Origin of the sequence: Paenibacillus sp. FSL R7-0198 (genome assembly GCF_038000415.1) — a bacterium.
Lineage (GTDB): Bacteria > Bacillota > Bacilli > Paenibacillales > Paenibacillaceae > Paenibacillus.
Genome location: NZ_JBBOCB010000001.1, coordinates 1,792,468 through 1,811,684 on the forward strand (window position 1 = coordinate 1,792,468; position 19,217 = coordinate 1,811,684).

Annotated in this window: 16 protein-coding genes; 4 read left to right on the forward strand and 12 right to left on the reverse strand. The window is 46.4% G+C overall.

Going from position 1 to position 19,217, the window contains the following annotated elements; translation table 11 throughout:
* The first annotated feature begins 260 nt into the window (after positions 1–260).
* Positions 261–1,847, forward strand: coding sequence for a choice-of-anchor I domain-containing protein (locus MKY87_RS07610; RefSeq protein WP_340963672.1), 1,587 nt, complete (start codon positions 261–263; stop codon positions 1,845–1,847).
* 135 nt (positions 1,848–1,982) lie between these two features.
* Here the strand turns inward: MKY87_RS07610 and MKY87_RS07615 are convergent, their stop codons facing one another.
* Entirely contained in the window at positions 1,983–2,195 is a 213-nt protein-coding gene (locus tag MKY87_RS07615) for a hypothetical protein (RefSeq protein ID WP_340963675.1), read from the reverse strand.
* Between the two features lie 146 nt (positions 2,196–2,341).
* Complete coding sequence (locus tag MKY87_RS07620) at positions 2,342–4,585, reverse strand: carboxylesterase/lipase family protein (RefSeq protein ID WP_340963677.1); 2,244 nt, start codon at positions 4,583–4,585, stop codon at positions 2,342–2,344.
* 724 nt (positions 4,586–5,309) lie between these two features.
* Between MKY87_RS07620 and MKY87_RS07625 the strand changes: the two genes are divergently transcribed.
* Both MKY87_RS07625 and MKY87_RS07630 read left to right on the forward strand, forming a co-directional pair.
* Positions 5,310–6,962 carry an alkaline phosphatase gene (locus MKY87_RS07625; RefSeq protein WP_340963679.1) on the forward strand — a complete coding sequence of 551 codons (1,653 nt, stop codon included), beginning with the start codon at positions 5,310–5,312 and terminating at the stop codon, positions 6,960–6,962.
* A 164-nt stretch (positions 6,963–7,126) separates the two neighbouring features.
* Positions 7,127–7,492: a VOC family protein gene (locus MKY87_RS07630; protein WP_339789891.1), complete on the forward strand. Its 366-nt coding sequence runs from the start codon at positions 7,127–7,129 to the stop codon at positions 7,490–7,492.
* A 119-nt stretch (positions 7,493–7,611) separates the two neighbouring features.
* On the opposite strand, the gene MKY87_RS07635 is transcribed toward MKY87_RS07630, so the two are convergent.
* The 4 genes from MKY87_RS07635 to MKY87_RS07650 form a co-directional block, all read right to left on the reverse strand.
* On the reverse strand, positions 7,612–8,835 hold the full coding sequence (locus tag MKY87_RS07635; protein ID WP_340963681.1) for a GNAT family N-acetyltransferase: 1,224 nt from the start codon (positions 8,833–8,835) through the stop codon (positions 7,612–7,614).
* A gap of 184 nt (positions 8,836–9,019) precedes the next feature.
* Positions 9,020–10,498, reverse strand: a complete 1,479-nt coding sequence (locus tag MKY87_RS07640; protein ID WP_340963683.1) for a methyl-accepting chemotaxis protein — start codon at positions 10,496–10,498, stop codon at positions 9,020–9,022.
* Positions 10,499–10,805: 307 nt separating this feature from the next.
* Complete coding sequence (locus tag MKY87_RS07645) at positions 10,806–11,849, reverse strand: pectate lyase family protein (protein WP_445669412.1); 1,044 nt, start codon at positions 11,847–11,849, stop codon at positions 10,806–10,808.
* Positions 11,850–12,138: 289 nt separating this feature from the next.
* A complete protein-coding gene (locus MKY87_RS07650) occupies positions 12,139–12,981 on the reverse strand; it encodes an AraC family transcriptional regulator (RefSeq protein ID WP_340963685.1) in 843 nt (280 codons plus the stop codon).
* A 115-nt stretch (positions 12,982–13,096) separates the two neighbouring features.
* Between MKY87_RS07650 and MKY87_RS07655 the strand changes: the two genes are divergently transcribed.
* On the forward strand, positions 13,097–15,082 hold the full coding sequence (locus tag MKY87_RS07655) for a beta-galactosidase (protein WP_340963687.1): 1,986 nt from the start codon (positions 13,097–13,099) through the stop codon (positions 15,080–15,082).
* A gap of 124 nt (positions 15,083–15,206) precedes the next feature.
* On the opposite strand, the gene MKY87_RS07660 is transcribed toward MKY87_RS07655, so the two are convergent.
* The 6 genes from MKY87_RS07660 to MKY87_RS07685 form a co-directional block, all read right to left on the reverse strand.
* A complete protein-coding gene (locus MKY87_RS07660; protein WP_339789884.1) occupies positions 15,207–16,349 on the reverse strand; it encodes a DUF4179 domain-containing protein in 1,143 nt (380 codons plus the stop codon).
* Positions 16,339–16,869, reverse strand: a complete 531-nt coding sequence (locus tag MKY87_RS07665; RefSeq protein ID WP_062836143.1) for a sigma-70 family RNA polymerase sigma factor — start codon at positions 16,867–16,869, stop codon at positions 16,339–16,341. Before MKY87_RS07665 ends, MKY87_RS07660 begins: the two co-directional genes overlap by 11 nt.
* 198 nt (positions 16,870–17,067) lie before the next feature.
* Positions 17,068–17,469 (reverse strand): hypothetical protein, encoded by a 402-nt coding sequence (locus MKY87_RS07670; RefSeq protein ID WP_338588146.1) that lies wholly within the window; start codon positions 17,467–17,469, stop codon positions 17,068–17,070.
* 36 nt (positions 17,470–17,505) lie between these two features.
* The gene (locus MKY87_RS07675; RefSeq protein WP_339789883.1) at positions 17,506–17,832 is read right to left on the reverse strand and encodes a hypothetical protein; all 327 of its coding nucleotides are present in this window, start codon (positions 17,830–17,832) and stop codon (positions 17,506–17,508) included.
* A gap of 14 nt (positions 17,833–17,846) precedes the next feature.
* Positions 17,847–18,563, reverse strand: coding sequence for an SMI1/KNR4 family protein (locus tag MKY87_RS07680; RefSeq protein ID WP_339789880.1), 717 nt, complete (start codon positions 18,561–18,563; stop codon positions 17,847–17,849).
* The gene (locus MKY87_RS07685) at positions 18,523–19,203 is read right to left on the reverse strand and encodes a hypothetical protein (protein ID WP_339789877.1); all 681 of its coding nucleotides are present in this window, start codon (positions 19,201–19,203) and stop codon (positions 18,523–18,525) included. Before MKY87_RS07685 ends, MKY87_RS07680 begins: the two co-directional genes overlap by 41 nt.
* Between the last annotated feature and the right edge of the window lie 14 nt (positions 19,204–19,217).

Here is a 19,217-nt window from a genome sequence, read left to right on the forward strand (position 1 = left end):
ATAATGATTCTCAATTATGATTCTAGCGTATTTTCTCCCGTTCGACCAGTCCTATATATATGAAGGTTCACGTCTGCTTTTTTCTTCATGTGGCAACATCATTTTATACGCTAACTTACATATCCAATTTGGAGAAATATCTCTTATCTAACCTTTTACACAAATTGCAGACTTCTCTTACCTTTCCTTAACATAAGCTCCCTATACTAAAACAATTGTATAACTCATTACACACGAAACGATAAAGGGGATCTGGAACATTGAAAAAGAGAAATCAATGGCTTGCCGTTCTGTCGATGACTGCCATTCTTAGCGCAGGAGCAACCAGCTACACATCAATGATTCATGCCGCTGACACAACTAAAACCACCAATGATCATGTCGTACTGCGTAAAGCCATCCAAAATATGCAGGGTACGGTCACATGGAACGGAAGCAGTCGCAGTGTTGATATCCAGATCGCAGATACTAAAGTACAACTTCCAATAGGAACGTCCTCAGCTACCATCAACGGTGTAAAAACTCCTTTGGACAGCAAAAGTTACATCACCAAAGGTACAACGTATGTATCTTCCCAAACGCTAAAATTAATTACGGATCAACTGATCCTAAACCAAAATAAAACCGGTTTTGAACGAACCGCATCGTTTCAGATGCCCGGTGGCAAAGCAGAAATATCAGCCTCTACGCCAGATGGACAGCGCCTGCTCGTAACCGAAGCAGACAATGGTAGCATTGCCATACTGGATATTGCTGACTTGAAAAACATTAACGTATTAAAGACAGTCAGCTTCCATGACCTCTCCGCCAAAGCTGAAGTCACAAGCGTAACCGTGTCCAAAGATGGCAAATACGGTCTTGCTGTTATTCGTACAGGGGATACAGATAGCGAAGCAAACAAAGGATTGCTTGCCATTGTGGATCTGACAACCTACAAAACCGTCAAAACGTATGAACTCGGTATTGGTCCTGACTCGATTGCACTGTCACCTGACGGTCTGCATGCGGTGATCGCGATAGAAGATGAAGAGCTGAATAAAGCTGCCGATGAAATTGACTATGCCAACACCAAACGTCCGGGTAGCATTATGGTAGTATCTTTTGCTGGCGGGAACGTATTGGAGGGTGAAATCACCAACTTGCCGGTATCTCTCGAAAATGTAGAAGGCGCCATCTATCCGCATGATCCACAACCAGAGTATGTTGCCATTAGTCCAGATAGCAAAACAGCAGCCATCACGTTACAGGAAAACAATGTCGTTGCTATTGTAGATCTGGAGACAAAAAAGATCAGCTCCATCTTCGCTTTGGGTACTACTTCACATCAAGCGGATCTGAAAGATGATGGTATCGTTCAGTTTAAAGAGACGTTGACTGCTCGTTATGAACCGGATGGGATTGCTTTCTCGGCAGATGGCAAATACCTGCTGACAGCTAACGAAGGGGACTTGGGCAAGAATGAATTTGAGGATGGTGTAAAAGCAGGCGGACGTAATATCGCTGTCTGGGATCTGCAAGGCCAGCGGATGTACGATAGCCAGAACCTCATTGACGAGGCAACAGCTATGGTCGGCTTGTATCCCGATGATCGCAGTCCCAACAAGGGCAGCGAAGTTGAGAACCTGACCGTTGCTACTGTAGACGGCACTACGTATGCAGCCGTAGCTTCCGAAAGGGCAGATGCCATTCTGTTCTTTGATCTTGCTGATCCGGTCAATCCGGACTACCTGGGGCTGATCCCTACAGCCGGAGAGTCACCGGAGGGAATTCATCGTGTTAACGGACGAAGCCTGTTTGTGAGTGCAGATGAGAGCACCGGAACCCTTAGTTTTTTTGCCAAGAAATAGATTGAGTGCCCTTGGTATGCAAAGGCTGAACTGAACGGTGTCACGTAGTATTGAGTAGGAGGGGGCGAAGAAGCCCCTGTCCTCTCCTACTATTGTACGCACTATTCCACGTACCCACATACAATGCTGCAAAGGTTATCGTCGCTTCATATTTTCCACTTCCCGCCTGTTCCGCTCTACTTCCTCTTGTAACACTCGTACTTCCATCCTTAATGCGGATACTTCCTCCTTGACGCCAGACCTCTTCATCCCAAGATAGAAAACCAGATATAATACAAGACCAATCATAATAAAGAAAATTAATAGCGTTATAATACCTGCAATACCAAAATTACTAGCTCCATTCATAATGTACGTTTTCCCCTTTCCCATATCTTATTAATTTATATTTACAACAATACCATATTTATGTATAACGAACAGTATAAAAAGCCAAGAGAGCATGCTCCCTTGGCTTTCAATTTATCTATATATGCCTTCCTATCCGGTGATCCTTATTCCCAGAAGAAACGACCTGCGAACACTTTTTCCGTCAACAGTTTATACGTTTCTTCAGGCAATTCTTTTTTCATCTTTGCCATAACGGCGTCTTTGCCTTGATTATATTGTGTGGACATGCCAATCTCTGCCGTTGTATTGCTAGCATCCAGACGCATGATTGGGGCTTGAGCATCTTTCGTCCAAGGTGTCCATGCCGCCAGATCAGGTGATCCACCCGTACCTGGATTGCCTGTGTACAGGAACTGCTTCAGATATGCTGCCATCGCGGCGGACAACTGATCACGTCCTGGTTTGTTTGTATCGCTAAAGTACCCATCAGGGAAATAAGCAGCAATTCCGTCTGCGTGTCCTGTATAGAAGTCCATATCCGCACCATGTGGTGCACCCAGTAACGTGAGCAAACGCTCAGAGATAACCCCAGGTTGTGTGCCCCATGCAAAACGATACGCATATACCGGTGGCTGACCTGCTTCACTTGTCAATTGTTCTGCTACACGCTCTGCATTAAAGCCTGCATAAGCTTCGCTACCGTATTTCAACGCAGCGGCATATTGCTCCGCCTTGGTTTTATCGGTAAACAGGGTTCCATCGGTAATCGATGGAGAGAAGTTTGGATCACCGAAGGCAAATCCGGAGAACTCCGTTTCCAGGCTGCCGAGCAATACAGGAACTTTTGTGTAATTACCGCTCTGGATGGCGTCAAATCCTTCTTTTGGAATCACTGCACCATCCCGGAACAGATGCGGGAATGGTTCCATACGGATTGCGGTTGCACCAAATGCTGTGACCAACTTGTCCGCAGGCAGTGCACGCAGGTAACTCTCCAGCTGTGCCTGAGATTGCTTGCCAATCCATGTTTTGGCTTCTTCTGCATTAGCCGCTTTCCCCTCTTGCACGAGTAGCTTCACAAGTACATCCTCGGATTTTTGCTCGCCTTCTTCCGGTGATGCTGTCGTCAATCCTCCGCTGAAAGCAACTGCTTTTTGATACAACCCTTTGCTAAGTGGAGAGATCAGGGTTGCCAGCACATCACGTGCACCAGCAGATTGTCCGGCTAATGTAACATTGCCTGTATCTCCGCCAAAACCTTCGACATTATCCTGTACCCACTCCAGTGCACGGAATGCGTCAAGCAGACCGTAGTTACCTGAGTCATCCAGGGCATTGCCTGTTTTCAGCGCTGCATTCTCGAAGAATCCGAGAGCTCCCAAACGGTAGTTCACCGAGATAATGATGCTGTTGGTGCTCCGTGCAAGCTGTTCACCCTGAAAATCTTTGCCTGATCCGGTCATATTCCCACCGCCGTGCAGGAACACCATAACCGGAAGTTTCGAGCTGGTTGTGTCGGGACGCCAGATATTGAGATACAAAGAATCCTCGCTACCTACTGTATTTTTACCGGAGATCTGCAAGCTGTTCGCTGCAAATTCCTTAGCCGATCTCGTTCCTGTCCATGATTCCGGTTCTTGCGGGGCTTTCCAGCGCAGTTCCCCTACTGGAGGTGCCGCGTATGGAACACCGAGCCAACCCAGCGTGCCATATTGCTCGTAGGTTTTGCCATCAATTGTGCCATACTTGGTCTGTTGCACCGTTTGAGGTTTGAACACTCCAGCTTCTTTATGTTTCAACCAGCTCTGCTCCAAAGTTCCACTGCCATTCTTGAGCTGTATCTGCAAAGCCTGTGCGGTTGCCTCTGCCATCAGGCGATTGGTAAGTTGACTCGCTCCCTTCCCTTGAAGCACCTTGATTCCTTTACCAGCCGCATAGGTGGAAGCCGCTCCCTGCTCGTAATCCGTACCTGCTTCATATCCAAGCACCTTCAGCAGCATTTCGGCATAACCTTCCGCTGTAAGTGGTGCATGAGGTTCAAACTTCTCCGTTCCTGTTACGATCTCGGACACATACGGATGCTGCTTCAAGTAACCAACGACCGGTTTCAACACTTTGCCTGCCTGAGCCGCATCGTCATACGTTTCCGATCCCTGATAAGCGAGTGCTTCTTTCTCCAATCCGGACAAACGCAAGTAAAGTACTGCGGCCTGAATGCGTGTAGCCTTTTTGTTCAGATAAGCTGCATTAACACCTTGACCGCTGCCGCGAATAAGCTCGGATTGGATCAACTTGTCCATCGCTGCTGAAGAAGAGGATGCTGTATTGCCTGCTGCATATGCCGGTAAACCGGATATACATAACCCCAGAATTGTTGCTACAGCAATCGAACGTTTAATGGTTTTCATGTCATAAATCTCCTCGCTGTCGAATAGTGTGTGATGGGATAAGTTCATTGGAATGTCCATTAGAGATGCGTATCTAAGAATCAGTATTCCAATGTCTGGATGAGTCTATATCTCTATTTAGGAAAAATGGTCTCTTACGCTCGCTCCTTTCTGCTCGAAATATCTGCTACGGCGCTTGCGGTCATGCCACCAGGCATTTTTTTATATAAAAAAACCTGAACCGAAGGCAAACAGACATCGCTTTAGCGTGGTCTACTGCCCTCAATTCAGGTTTTGCCTGCAATCAGTAACAACCCTGAGGAATGAGGTTCATTCCATATGAAAATGTAAACGCAATCAATCGTTTGATGAACAAAGAACCAACGAATGAACTGACACAGGTATTGCCCTAAACACGGTTACAATCCTGTTGTTATGGTGATGTTAGCACATAATGTAAGCGTTCGCAATATCTTTTTCTAATCGTCTTCATAGGACTTCTGACAGGGCAACATAAAAAACTGCATTCTCATGCGGGTTTAAACTCAACATACAACATGATGATCTATAATACTGTCTCTTAATTCGTCGACTCTTCATTTTGTTCAGTTCACTGAATTCCAGCATCCTTCACTAATCGTAAATTTTACATATAGTTAACCCATTTCATACGGTAGTTTAGCAATTGTTGTATACACTTGGTTTGAGATACCAAACTATACATATATTCTAGGAGGATGCATTCATGTTAAACCGGTTTAATGTCCGTGCAGCCAAAATGATGCTCGCGGTGACAACAATTGTTACGGCTACACTCGGAGGTAGCAGTGTAGCGTGGGCTGTGGAAGACACCACCTCAACGACATCTGCATCACCGATTAAAAATGTGATTATTCTGATTCCTGACGGTATGGCTAACGATGCTACCGCTCTGGCTCGTTGGTATAAGGGCTCGTCCCTGACACTGGACTCCATGGCAAGCGGCATGGTTCGGACACACTCCGCCGATGCGCCGATTGCGGACTCGGCCCCTGCCGGAACAGCTTTTGCCACAGGTTATAAATCGCATACCGGATTTGTCGGTGTATTGCCGGACAAAGCTACCATGCCTGGACAAAAGGCTATTGCGCCTGGAGACGAAAGAAAACCGGTTGCTTCCGTGCTGGAAGCATCCAAACTAGCGGGTAAAGCAACTGGCATTATCGCTACATCCGAGATTATGCACGCCACACCAGCGGACTTCTCCTCTCACTATCCGGACCGCAAAAACTATGATGCACTCAGCAAACAACAAGTCTACAATGGCATGGATGTTGTCTTGGGTGGAGGTAGCAAATATCTTGAGCCAGCCGGACGTAAAGACGGCGAGAATCTGATTTCGTCCATCAAAGCCCTGGGTTACGATTACGTCACTACACCAGCTGCAATGAAAGCATCCGATTCGAACAAACTGTGGGGTATGTTTGCACCCGCAGGCATGGCTTATAATATGGACCGTGATCCTGCGAAGCAGCCAAGCCTTGCCGAGATGACATCCAAAGCCATTGAAGTTCTGTCCAAAGACAAAGATGGCTTCTTCCTGATGGTTGAAGGCAGTAAAGTGGATTGGGCAGCTCACGCCAATGATCCGATTGGTATTATCAGTGACGTGCTGGCTTTTGATGATGCCGTAAAAGTAGCCATGGATTTTGCCAAAGCAGATGGAGAGACTGCCGTTGTGGCTGTTACGGACCACGGTAATGGTGGACTCACCATTGGTAACAACGCAACTTCCGGCACTTATGACAAAGAGCCGTTGTCCACATTTATCGGACCTTTGAAAAAGGCCAAACTGACAGGCGAGGGCGTTGAAGCGAAGCTGAATGCGAAGCGCACAAACATCAAAGCAGTGATGAAACAATATTATGGTATTACCGATCTGACTTCCGAAGAGATTGCCACAATTAAAGCTGCCGAGCCGGGCAGTCTTAACTATGCAATCGGTCCAATGATCAGCAAACGCGCAGGGATCGGCTGGACAACCGGTGGTCATACAGGTGGAGATGTCGTGCTGTACACGTATGCTCCGAACAATGACCGTCCATTCGGTGTGATTGATAACACGGATGTCGCCAAATATATGGCACGAGTACTGGATCTGGATCTCGACAGCGTGAGCAAACAATTGTTTGTACCTGCCAAACAGGCATTTACAACCAAAGGTGCGACGTACAAACTGGACCTGACTGACGCTAAAAATCCGAAGATCCTCGTAACAAAAGGCAACACCAAGCTGGAACTGCAAATCTACAAAAATATTGCACTGGTGAACGGCAAAAAGACAACTCTGGAGGGTGTCATTGTTTATAACGGTGTAGAGGCATTTGTACCACAAACGGCCGTTGATCTGATTCAGTAATTCGTTAGAACTACTGGAACTACAAGAGATTACACCATTTGGCTGCCGAATATTTCGGCAGCTATTTTATTGTTTACTGATAAGGGGTAGGTTCCTGCTAACGCCTAGCGTATAATGAACGTAACAAAAATACATATCATGCAAGAAAAAGGAGAGATTCACCCATGTTGATCAAATTAAACTGGATCACGCTGAGGGTCAGTAATTTGGAAGCTTCACTCGGGTTCTACCACGACATGCTCGAACTTCCAATTCAGCGCAGATTCGAAAGCCGTGGACGGCAGATTGCCATGCTCGGCATGGAGAATGAAGCCAAGCTGGAATTGATTGAGGGCAGTGAATCCATTCTTAAACCAGAGGCCGGCGTGTCGATCGGTTATGAGGTGAACTCGCTGGATGAAGCCATGGAACGACTGGCTGAGCTGAATATTCCGATTGTGCGCGGCCCCATCCAGCCCAATCCGCATCTGCGGTTTATTTACATTACAGATCCAGATGGCTTCGAGGTGCAACTCGCAGAGCATTTCTAATTAGGCGACTGCGCACAAATGTGCGTATCACGATGACCGGTTGGGTGTGCAAGTGTGCAGTCAAACCAGATGCAAGCTCACATCTGCATCGGGCAGCGTAAGCACGTTTTTATGTCTGTTTACAGCTTCATGCGGCGCATCAGCGGCACACCTATCCGATTCAGCAACCGATCAAGCAGCAGCCAGCACCAGCGTCTGCCCCATGGAAGGTGGCGCTCATACACGGCCGAATACTCAAAATCCGCCACCGCACCGCGATTGCGCTTGAACTGCGCAGCCCCGGCACTCTCATGTAACAGATGGCCGTTCTCGCGGGCCTGGCCGATCAGACAAGCGGATAACATGCGGTATAGTCCAACGGACTGGGGCACCGCTGTATCGTAACCAAACAGCGGCGTTGTCATGATTCCATTTCGGCAGAAATAACCCATCACCGCGTCCAGGCGCCCCTCCTTTCGCAGTCCATAGAGTCTGAGTGTTCCTGATGCCATCGCAGCAGCAATGAACCGCTCGGTAAATTGCGGATTGTGATAGGAGTATTTTTCAAGGTACAACAGCTTGTACAGCTCAACGATTCGCGGAATATCTGCATCCGTCATATCTGACTCGGAAACGAATTCGTAGTCGTGCTTTGCCAATAATTCGTAATCCCGCTTCAACAGCCAGCGCGATTTCGAGTTCCCAAAATTCGGATCATGCGCATGATACAAATAGATTTGTCGGCTCGGAATTAGTCTACACCCCGCTTCCGCTAGCCTCGCTGTCAGATCGGGATGAAGTCCCGGACACAAGGAGCGAAACACAATGACATGCTCAGGGTATCGCTCTTGTACCATTTCAAGCAAGCGTTCTGCCTGTTCACCGGACATGGCTGGATACAGATTCGTAGACAACAACCAGTTGTTCACATGCACAACTTTGTTGATCTGTGATTGCTTCATTCCCCAACCTATTAGACTGAGCAGCACAGAAAGACCCTTTTCCAACACAGGCTTCTGCAACATGGTCAATTCTTGCTTGGCGTAACTCACATAATGCGTATATGGCGAACAAACGTAAGCATTATCATACTCTGTATCATTCACCGTCAGTGGAACAACAAGATCATCAATCCGGGCGAGCAACAATGTCGTTTCCACGTTGGACATAAAGCTTTGAGTCCCGTCCAGCATCATAGGTTCCATATAAGCTCTGGCATATCTGCCATCCTCCGTATTGGGCCAGTCCATGTCTTTAAAAGAATTCTGATCATACAGATGCACGCGTGCAACGCTATTATCATTCCTATGCTCATATGTAAGGTCATCGTAGGCCGAGCTGTCTTTCATTCTTTTATTCTTCAACCTTTTACTCCCCCATGAGGTAACCTCTTCTTTTTACTACCATTTACATTTTTAGTTCTACTCTCTTCATACTCTACACAACACACTGTATAGGAAAAAAATGTCGCCATCAAGCTGTTTTACAGATAAAAAAAAGCCCGTCCAGTACGCTAAATTCGCACCGACAGGCCCTCAACAATTAATATTAAAGTTTATTCTCAACGGAAGAAGCCTGATGATCCGAGACTAACTCATTCAGGTTCACAATCAGTTGCTCCAGTTCTCCAAAACTCTCCACCATCTTCTGTGTCAGGTTGCGTTGTTCTTCCATGCTCGCCAGAATCTCTTCTGTCGCTGCACTGGATTGCTCCGTTACACTTGAAATCTCGGAAACCTCATTCACTACTCTGGTGGAAGATTCCTTCATTGTAGCCGAACTAATCTCAATATCTGTCGCTTGATTCAACACATGCTGAGAGTTGCTGTTGATCGTACGGAACACTTCATCCGCCGTTTGCACACTGTCTCTTCCGTGCTGTAACGATAGACGAATACGTTCGAATCGATCTGTCAGTGCCTGCGTTTGTCCTTTTAATCGAGACAGAATGGTTGAAATATCATTCGCAGACTTACCCGAGCTCTCGGCCAGCTTGCGTACTTCCTCTGATACAACGGCAAACCCGCGTCCATGCTCGCCTGCACGAGCCGCTTCAATGGCTGCATTAAGCGCGAGCAGGTTGGTCTGAGTTGCGATATCCGCTATGCTGTTCAGCATAAGCGTCATGGATTCACTTTCCTCATTGAACTTTCGCATGTCATTTGCAGTTGTATTGATCGTTTCATATAGATCTTGCATCTGAATATTCAGTTGGTCCATATGTTCGCTTCCTGTTTGCGTGCTCGTTGCCATACTTGCAGACAACTCTTTCATCTGCTGGGAGTACAACGCAACGTCCTTAATATGCCGATCCGATACAGCTAAGGATTCCGAAATGTCGGCCACACTGGTCGCCTGGAACTCCACGCCTTTGGCAACTTCACTGAATCCCAGGGTCACTTCATGGGTAATGGAACCTGTTGAATCCACCTTTTGCTTCAATTGATCCGTATAACGAGATAGTCCGCCAACAGACTCCTTAACCCGTTCAAGCATCGTTTCCACCCGGGTCCGCGACGCTTCGACCTCGCTCCATCTTTTTTCACTTTCATGAAAGAGCTTTTGGTTCAGATAGGACACCATGAACATGATTCCGCCCGTAACGGCGAACAGCCCTACGTTGATTGCATTAGTCACAAACTGATCCTGAGTCGTTGTAGGAATAATCACAAGTTGAAGAATGTTGTTCGCAAGCATAACCGAAAATCCGATGACAAATAATTTTTTATTTGGATAAATAAGCAGGATCGAAGAGATGAGAATGGCAAGCAGCGGTTCAACACTTCCCCATCCGGCGAATACCCCACACAACGAGATCAGCACAGTGTTCACCCAAGGAATTAGATGGATGTGCTTCTTTTTGGCGTTTGCATAAGCGAGCCATATTCCATACAAGATCACAACACCGTTGGAAATAAATAATTTGGGCTCAATTAAAGCTACAGAAAATCCTACAATTAATACAACCCATAGAATGATGCTGATGATCTTGTTCCGTTTCCATATAATTTCGTCAATACGATTCATGCATACCCCGTCCTTTAGATAAAATAACTTGCGATTGTAGGGCATACTCGCACTCACACCGGCCTCTTTATGGTTTTCTACCGTGCATATTTCGACGCAACGCTCAGGCCACCGCCATAGTACAATGTTACTTCACAAACATGAAAGCAGCGCTACATTATGTATATCGGTATTCCGGATATAAATTTAAATATTTACTTTTTAATTAATGTGCTCCCATATCAAAAAAACATAAAAAGCCCCTCTTATACGCTGTTACGTACAAGAAAGGCTTCTTGGTTACGCTAATAAACATGAATACAAGGTCTTATTTTCCGAATACAAGTGTCGTATTGGAGGAACCTGCGTACTTGGTGACGAACTCACGCGCGTAGCTGGCACTCTCTACCTGATAACTATAATTGGAGCTTGGTCTCCAATTCGTTTTAGGAGAAGTCGGACTATTAAGCGCTGGTGTACTGCCGCTATCCGTAAACTCTCCTTTTCCTTTGTCATCCAGGATGCCACCCTTTTCAGCGCCAGCACCAAAGTAGTTGTTTTCGGAATAAATCCGTGCTTTTTCACCAATTGTGATGGCCTGATTAAAGTTGTTTGCATAGTTGTTTTTGAGATGGAAGTAACCATATCTTAAAAGTCCAGGACCCCGTACATATAAATTTTCGAAGTAATTATTGGACATCGTCACATGAGGTACTCCATTGTAACTGCTGTTACCATCATTCGGATGACCGAGGATGACGCCATACTTATGATTCGCAAATTTGGAATTGCTAATCGTAATATAGTCGGCGCGATCACCAATATACAGAAGTTTGTCCAGGTCACTACCGCCAGAGCTGTAGCTGTGACCAGCAAACGTCACATGATCAATCCAGTAATTGGAGCCTGAAGTGATATACATCTGGATATCATCATTGGCATTAATATTGGAAGCGTGTTCAAAAGTCAGATTCTGAAAAATCACATTGCTTGAACTGCTTGTGGATCTGAAATGAACATTCGTTAATGTATGTTTGCCAAAGGAACCTACAAGTGTCTTGTTCGCTCCGAATTCAACCTTTTGCAGCGTTGAGGAAGAAATATTCTGTTCAACGACGACAATCTTGGCTGTAGAGCCCGCCATATGTGTTCTCAAGTCATTGAGATTACTAACGTAAACCACCTGACCGTTCTTGCCACCTGTCGTAGCCGACTTGGACACACCATTTTCATTCTTGGCACTGCCTGCAAAACCAGTCAACCCGTTCGTACCTGTGTTTGGATAACTGGCCGCACCATATGTAGACGGGGCTGTGGAGACAGTTAACAACAATAGAGTTACAGCGAGTAAAAGCATCGAAAATTTCTTCAAAATTTCACCATCCTTTATAATATTATCCTCAAAGACAACTCGATTATATCGTGTAACTTTGGCTGTGACAACACAAAAATTGCAAAAAGACAACAATTATCACTTTTATGCAACAGCAGATCAGATATAGTGAAAAAACGTAAAACCAGGCCATTCTTTCACACAAAATAGAGCGGCTAATTAGCGGCTCTATTAACGAGTACTATGTGATACAACTTGGAACTGATCCACCCTCGGATCAGTTCCTAAAGCCTCTGACAAAAACACATCGCTTGCGGATAATAATATGTTACGACTTCTGATAGCTACGGCGGAAGGCGCCAGGTGTAAGTCGTTCCAGCTTCTTGAAGATGGCTCCATAATAGCTGGTCGATTCGAAACCGACTTGACGAGCGATATCCTCCATCCCGCGTTGCACATTATCGAGCAGCAGTTCCTTGCTCTTGTTGACTCTTACCTGATTAACATAGCTGATGGGACGAATACCTGTCGTTTTCTTAAACAAATGACAGAAATATTCTGGTGTGACACAGATCAATCCAGCAAGCGTTGGCAAAGTAATCTCTTCAGCATAATGTTGTTCAATATAGTCCAGAACCGGCTTTATTCGCTCATACTGCTGTCCGACGGTATCGCTGCCCTCAACAGATACGCGTTGAATAATCTCTGTCAATAAGGTATAGAGGACAGCGGAGCAGGCGTAATTGCTTAATGTCTGCTCTTGTGGTGTTAAGGCAGCTTGCAGTAGCTCCCGCATTCGAGAGAGAAGGTATTCAGGCTGTGCAAGCGTGTATACGCATGTGTCGACAATGCCAACGGTTTCAAACAAGCTTGCTGTCCCGTTGCCATCGAAAATGATCCAGTCGACTTCCCAACTGCCGGATAGCGCATAGTATTCGTGCTTCTGTCCAGGGAATAACAGCATGCCCATACCTGGCTTGACAATATGTTCCGTTTCACTGAGCTTGAGCTTACCCACACCGCTACGGCATTGTATCCACTGATAATCCTCAATGCCTTGGTCTCGGCGGATATGCTCCTGTTCATGATGCAGGCCGATGCCAAGTAAATAAAAAGGGAGCAACTTGTCTCGTGCAGATAACACCGGAAAATTACGATTGGGATGAGGCATACGACTAACTCTCCTAATCTTAATATTGTTATATTATATTAATTATTTAAGATATTCACTCGAATAAATATAACATATAATCGCAATATATTGATAAATTAAAGGAGATCACAGGATGACAATTAAGATCGGAATTGATTATTATCCAGAGCAATGGACCCCGGAGATATGGGAGAAAGATGCCATACTTATGCAACAGACAGGGGTTGCAGTTGTGCGAATGGCGGAGTTCGCCTGGAGCCGAATGGAACCGACTGAGGGTAATTATCAGTTTGAATGGCTGGATGCGGCTATAGAAGTATTCGCTTCGCGTGGTATGGAAATTGTGTTATGCACCCCCACCAATACCCCGCCAAACTGGATGACAACCCGTTATCCGGATGTGCTGCCCATGGATGAACAACGCCACATCATTCGGCCAGGTGTGCGTGGACATCGTTGCAACAACAGCCCTTCCTTGAGAATGCTGGGCTCCAAATTTGTGGAAGCGATATCACAGCGCTATGGTAAGCATCCCGCAGTCATAGGCTGGCAAATCGATAACGAGATGCACTACCAGGAATGCCATTGTGATACATGTAATCGTTCGTTTGTCGCTTGGCTACAAAAGCGTTATTCCAATCTGGAGGAGTTGAACCGGGAATGGGGTACGGTCGTCTGGAGTGGTGAGTACAGCAGCTGGGCTGAGGTAACAACACCACTCGGTGCCAGCAAACCGATGAATCCTTCCTATCTTCTGGAGTACAAGCGATTTTGTTCTGACAGCGTAGGCTATCTGCTGGGATGGCAGCTTGAGATTTTACGCCGTAACTGTCCAGGCCAATTTGTGACGCATAACATGTGGCAATATCCGAATAGCCTGGACTATTATGATATGCACAACGAATTGGACTTCGTCTCTGTTGATTATTATCCGAATGAGCTGTATCGCGATTATGGCGATCGGTTTCCGAGGAACGGAGCGCTTACGCTGGACCTGGTTCGCGGCATCAAACGCCGGAATTTCTGGGTAATGGAACAACTCAGCGGGGCACAGGGCGCCTGGATGCCGATTCAGCGCACGCCGTATCCTGGACTGATCCGAGCTCGCTCCTGGCAGACAATCGCTCGCGGCGCGGATATGGTCGTCCATTTCCGCTGGCGGAGTGCTACCGTCGGAGCGGAACAGTTCTGGCATGGGCTGATCGACCACAGCAATGTTCCTGGACGCAGGTTCAGGGAGTTCGCGGAGCTTACTCGCGAGGTGAACCAGTTAGGAGAACTCTTGGCCGACTCAACCATTGTTACTCAGGTTGCGATTCTGCATTCGCATGATCAGCATACGGCGCTTTCCCTTCAGCCGCAGGCGGAAGGGGGTATGCACTACTTAGACAACTTGTCCTCTATGCATAATGCATTTCTGAAAATGGGTGTAGGTACAGACGTTATCAACTGGACTGAGGAACTCGATGGGTACAAGCTGGTCATTGTCCCTTCCCTCTTCCTGTTAAGTGAAGAAGTAGCACAGCGGCTGGAGCGATTCGCAGCCAAGGGTGGTACGGTTGTCCTCACCAATCGGACTGGCGTGAAAAACATGAGGAATGTATGTGAGATGCTACCTCTGCCGGGGCTACTGGCTGAAGCGGCGGGTGTTGTCGTAAGTGAATATGATGCCATCGGCAACAGTGAGCATCGGATACGGAACACGGAGGGCAAGACATTCACTGCGAAGCAATGGTGTGATCTACTGGAACTGCGAGGTGCAGAGCCAATCGCCTGGTATGACAACGACTTTTACGAGGGTGAACCGGCGGTTACTGTCAATAAGCTTGGTGAAGGTGAAGTGTATTATGTTGGCACTTGGCCGGAGCCATCGTATTTCTATCAGCTGTTTGAAGACATATTGAAGGAAAAGGAATTGGCGCCCAAAATCCAGTTGCCGAAAGGTGTCGAGCTGTCGATTCGAACGAAGGGGGAGCAAAAGTTCCTCTTCCTGATCAATTTGACGAATGAGCAAACAGAGATTACGCTGGACGTTCCTTATCGCAGCTTGTTGACTAGCGAGAGATTGGATCAGAAGTTGACTCTTCCAGCTCTGGGAGTAGATATTATAAGTGTATAAGATCAGCAGCTTTTCGTATTTAAGAAGGGATGTCTCACAAGGCTTACGACCTTGAGGGACATCCCTTCTCTGCTTTCACTAACATCCACCTAATCTGAATAAGAGTATTGCCAGTTAGTTCATCTTATTTGATTTTGATTTCCAGTTCATCATTCTTGGCTTCTTGTAAATCATCATAGACCTTATATGGTTTACCACGAAGTTTTAATACCATGGACTCCGGATGGTCCAACAGATTGCTACTGAAAGAATACATCATTCCGTCTTCCGTTCCGCTCCCGCCTACCCCGGATAACTTGGTCTTCTTCCCGTTTTTAGTGGTAGTTACAATCTCGAGAGGCTGAACGACCTCACTGATCAACAACTTCATTTTGTAATCGATCTCTTGCTCCGGCTCAAAAACAAATCTAACCCGAGTAACAAGCGGTGATAATTCCACTTCTGACAACATAACTTCATAACCCCCAACGGTAAACGTACGATTAACGTTGAGGATTTCCGTTTTGGGGATAGAGAATTTAGGATCCAGCGCAAAAGAAAGATTCATTTTTTTGGAATATTGATACTTCCGTTCCTTTTCCCCGTTTTCTGAATATTCCACCACATCTGGAACAACGGAAGAAAGCTGGAACTGAAGATTCACTTGCTCAGGCAGCGGTTTATTTTGATTACGCTCAATTGTATTCCGGCCATAAATGGTATGCTTATCCTTCGAAAAATGTATACCTCCTATATTTCCGTTATCAAGGACATAACCCGTTCTTGCATCCGTCATCTTGGTATTGACTATCGAATAAATCTTTTGCGATGCATCCGTTCTGGCGGTATACAATACAGTTATCCTGTTCTCATCCGCCATAACCGCGTTCACGGTAAACTGATATATCCCCGATGTAACCGTCTGGTCTACAAGTTGCACATAACCATTATTGAGCGTTGAAGTAATCGTGGCACTATCCATATCCGAAGTTAGCAGGCCACGAAAGGGCTCTAGTACTCCCCAATGGGTTACAGGCTCAGTATATGTTGCCGGTTGTTGCCCATAGTTTCCAAGCGGGCCTATAAGAAACCAACCTGCAGCCAGAACCGTGACCAGCACTGCCGTGATCCATTTGACACGAAAGGTCCTACCTGATCGTTTTGTTCTGCCCTTTGCGAGACCACGTTGAATTGCAGCAGTCGTGTCCGCCGGATTCCATTGCTGTTTCTCTCTTTTCACCTGATATGCATCTGCAAGAAGTGCTTTTTCCTCCGGGTTAGTGGTCATGCCAATCCCTCCTGTTCTTCATCAACTTGCGCAACTGCTGGAGTCCCTTGTGCTGCCAGGTCTTGATCGTCCCTTCCGGTTTGCCGAGGATCGAGGCAATATCCGTCAGTGTCATGTCGTTATAATATTTCAGCAATAATACATGGCGATATTTCGGTTTCACCTTTTGCAAAAGAGATTCCATAGCGATTCGATTATCATCAACGCTAATCATCCAAGATGCCGGAATGCTGTCCTCCAGATCTTCCTTCGCCAGAGGTGTCGCCCGCTTGCGGCGCCTCTGTTCATCGATGCAGATATAGATCAGAATCCGAATGATCCACGACTTGAACGCCTTCTCATTGTTCAGCGTCCGACGCTTGATCCAAGCCCGGCACGTCATCTCCTGTACCGCTTCCAGCGCATCTTGCTGGTTACGCAGGTAGCTATAGGCAATGGACATGAGCGTATCTTGATGTTCCATAATGGATTGCACAAATTCCGTCTCATCTTCGGTCTGTACATAGATCCTCTGGTTCATCTCTGCTTTTGTTTCCACCCCGCATCCCTCCTTCTCTCTCTTTCTGTAGTATAAGACGGGGGAGTGAAGCAAACGGTTTTTAATATTTGTTCATCAAAAAAAGCTCCGCCATCATCATGAGGGAGCTTGATTACATAGCACTTCGGCCGTCGGTATACAGAATTACGTACACGCATGAACACTCCAAGATCAACTGACTTACAGGTTGCCGGTGACTTCGATTCCGTCGGCCAATTGCAGATGGTTTCTCACCCAAGCTGTGAACTGATTCAAAAAATTCCGTAATTCAGGCTCTGCAACCACCTGTTGATCCAACTCTGATAAAATCTCTACCCATCCATCCTTCGTAATGGGATTGTCCCAGCAGGGATCAAGTGCCTTCATCTCTTCTCCAGTTCGCGGGTCAGTTAATGGAAATGCGCGATCCAATGCAGGACGAATATAGTCAAAGTCTTCATTATATATGAATAGCATGTCTTCCATCTCTACTTCAACCGATTCTTCTATGTATAAAGGGGATAAAACAAAACCCACATTCCGCTGTGGACCTTGATACTGATACATGAGCGCAGGAATTGTTCTCTTTGATTTTTTAGCCATATATGCTCCTCCTGTTTCAGGCAAATCTCTTACCGATCAGAGTTCAAACCAGATTAAACCACCATCAACCTGCCTGGTTTCTCGCTCCATCTGATGCATCCAACTCCGACCTTCTTCACCCCAGATATGGAACAAACAGTAGATATACGATTCCCCATCCACAATTTCTTCTAACCCAGAGGCCTCTTCTATGCACACTTCAAGAGCTATAGGCCAGGAAGGATCTTCACGTTTCAATACAAAGCCGTTGGCTTGGTGTTCCAAACTATACACTTCGGTAAGTTTTAATGAACTTGCCAAACGCTTCACAACTTCAGGTAAAATCACAGGCTCTGTTGCTCTGATTCCATATTCCCAGCCCATATGTACAACCTCCTTCAGACTTCGTTCGCTCCAGATTGTTGCTTTTGTCCATGTATTTGATGGATGGAACGATTCAACCACAACTCATACCAGTCCAGAAAATGCAGTCGATTCGTATTGCCCCAATACTGATCAGGATAAATTCCATTGCGGTTAGCCCGGTCATCAACCCAGATCTCTCCGTAGGAGGCTCCCTTAACAATTAGATTCATGGATATGCCACAACCAAAATCACTGATGCGCAGCATGCCTGCCGACCACTTTGGATCAAGATATTCATGTTCCAACGCTTCCCATTCCTCTTCTTCCTTGCTGTCTTCGAACCAGTCATAGTTCCAGTTCCATGATTCTGTGAATTGAAAAGGGTCCGAGATTGCATTCAGCTCATCATCATAACCAAGCACAGCGTATACGCCGTCATCCGGGTTTTCCAGACCATAATAAGGTCCTGCACCACCCGTTCCCATATGAAGAAGCCATGCCTTATACTCCTCCGGCAACTCAATTCGCCATTTCTGTTCAAATTGCGTGATATCCTCCTGCGTCCACACAGGCTCCATTTCATATTCATGGTTTTCTGCGCCAAACAGGTCCAGATCCGGGTCCAGGCTTCGAAGAGTGATCAACTTTTCACGCATACGTTCCAATTGCATCTTGTACATGGCTTCCCCATCTCCCTTAGCTACTCTATTACGTTTGTTCCACGGCATACCCGCGTTGCTGCAACTCATCCAGTGCTGCTGCCACATCTCGCTCAGGACACAACTGCTTAATCAGGCTGGCGGTCACCGGTTTTTCTGCATATACATCAGTTACGGCTTCCAAAGGCAGATCCGGAAAGTCATAGTACCCTTTGGCCCAGTCAACGTAATCTTCCGTGTTCTTCTCCAAATATCCCAGTAAAAATTCCGCACCACCTCTGGCATCCGCTTCGTCTTCCTCGGTCATCGCCAGCTGAATCCAGTTACCAACCTTCCATGACAAGTCGTTCCCTTCCTTCCATAGGCAAAAGGTCACATCCTCCATATCCAATGTTTCCTCATGATCTCGCAGAACAGTCATCAAGGCCTCTGGTACTTCATCGTACATGCCCGGGTAGATCTCACCATCCTCACGAGCATGCGGACTTAAAGGTGACTCATGATCAAATCCCTTGATCAACGTGCCTGAGTTCGTAAACAAGACATGCAGATGATCCCCTGCGCCGTTATTGATGTTTCCCCATGCCACACCTGGCTGAAGTTTATCTTCATATTGATGAACGCGTAGCCATTCTTCCTCCGAAAAGATGATATCCAAAGCAGCGAGTATTCTCATCCGTTTACGCAGGGCATCTGCATTCATCATTGTTATCTCGTTCCAATCCTGCATATGAATCCCTCCTG

Coding starts and splice junctions, on each gene's coding strand:
- MKY87_RS07615 (WP_340963675.1), bottom strand. CDS start 2,195: ATGAATGGAGCTAGTAATTTTGGTATTGCAGGTATTATAACGCTATTA.
- MKY87_RS07620 (WP_340963677.1), bottom strand. CDS start 4,585: ATGAAAACCATTAAACGTTCGATTGCTGTAGCAACAATTCTGGGGTTA.
- MKY87_RS07625 (WP_340963679.1), top strand. CDS start 5,310: ATGTTAAACCGGTTTAATGTCCGTGCAGCCAAAATGATGCTCGCGGTG.
- MKY87_RS07630 (WP_339789891.1), top strand. CDS start 7,127: ATGTTGATCAAATTAAACTGGATCACGCTGAGGGTCAGTAATTTGGAA.
- MKY87_RS07640 (WP_340963683.1), bottom strand. CDS start 10,498: ATGAATCGTATTGACGAAATTATATGGAAACGGAACAAGATCATCAGC.
- MKY87_RS07650 (WP_340963685.1), bottom strand. CDS start 12,981: ATGCCTCATCCCAATCGTAATTTTCCGGTGTTATCTGCACGAGACAAG.
- MKY87_RS07655 (WP_340963687.1), top strand. CDS start 13,097: ATGACAATTAAGATCGGAATTGATTATTATCCAGAGCAATGGACCCCG.
- MKY87_RS07660 (WP_339789884.1), bottom strand. CDS start 16,349: ATGACCACTAACCCGGAGGAAAAAGCACTTCTTGCAGATGCATATCAG.
- MKY87_RS07665 (WP_062836143.1), bottom strand. CDS start 16,869: ATGAACCAGAGGATCTATGTACAGACCGAAGATGAGACGGAATTTGTG.
- MKY87_RS07670 (WP_338588146.1), bottom strand. CDS start 17,469: ATGGCTAAAAAATCAAAGAGAACAATTCCTGCGCTCATGTATCAGTAT.
- MKY87_RS07675 (WP_339789883.1), bottom strand. CDS start 17,832: ATGGGCTGGGAATATGGAATCAGAGCAACAGAGCCTGTGATTTTACCT.
- MKY87_RS07680 (WP_339789880.1), bottom strand. CDS start 18,563: ATGAGTTGCAGCAACGCGGGTATGCCGTGGAACAAACGTAATAGAGTA.
- MKY87_RS07685 (WP_339789877.1), bottom strand. CDS start 19,203: ATGCAGGATTGGAACGAGATAACAATGATGAATGCAGATGCCCTGCGT.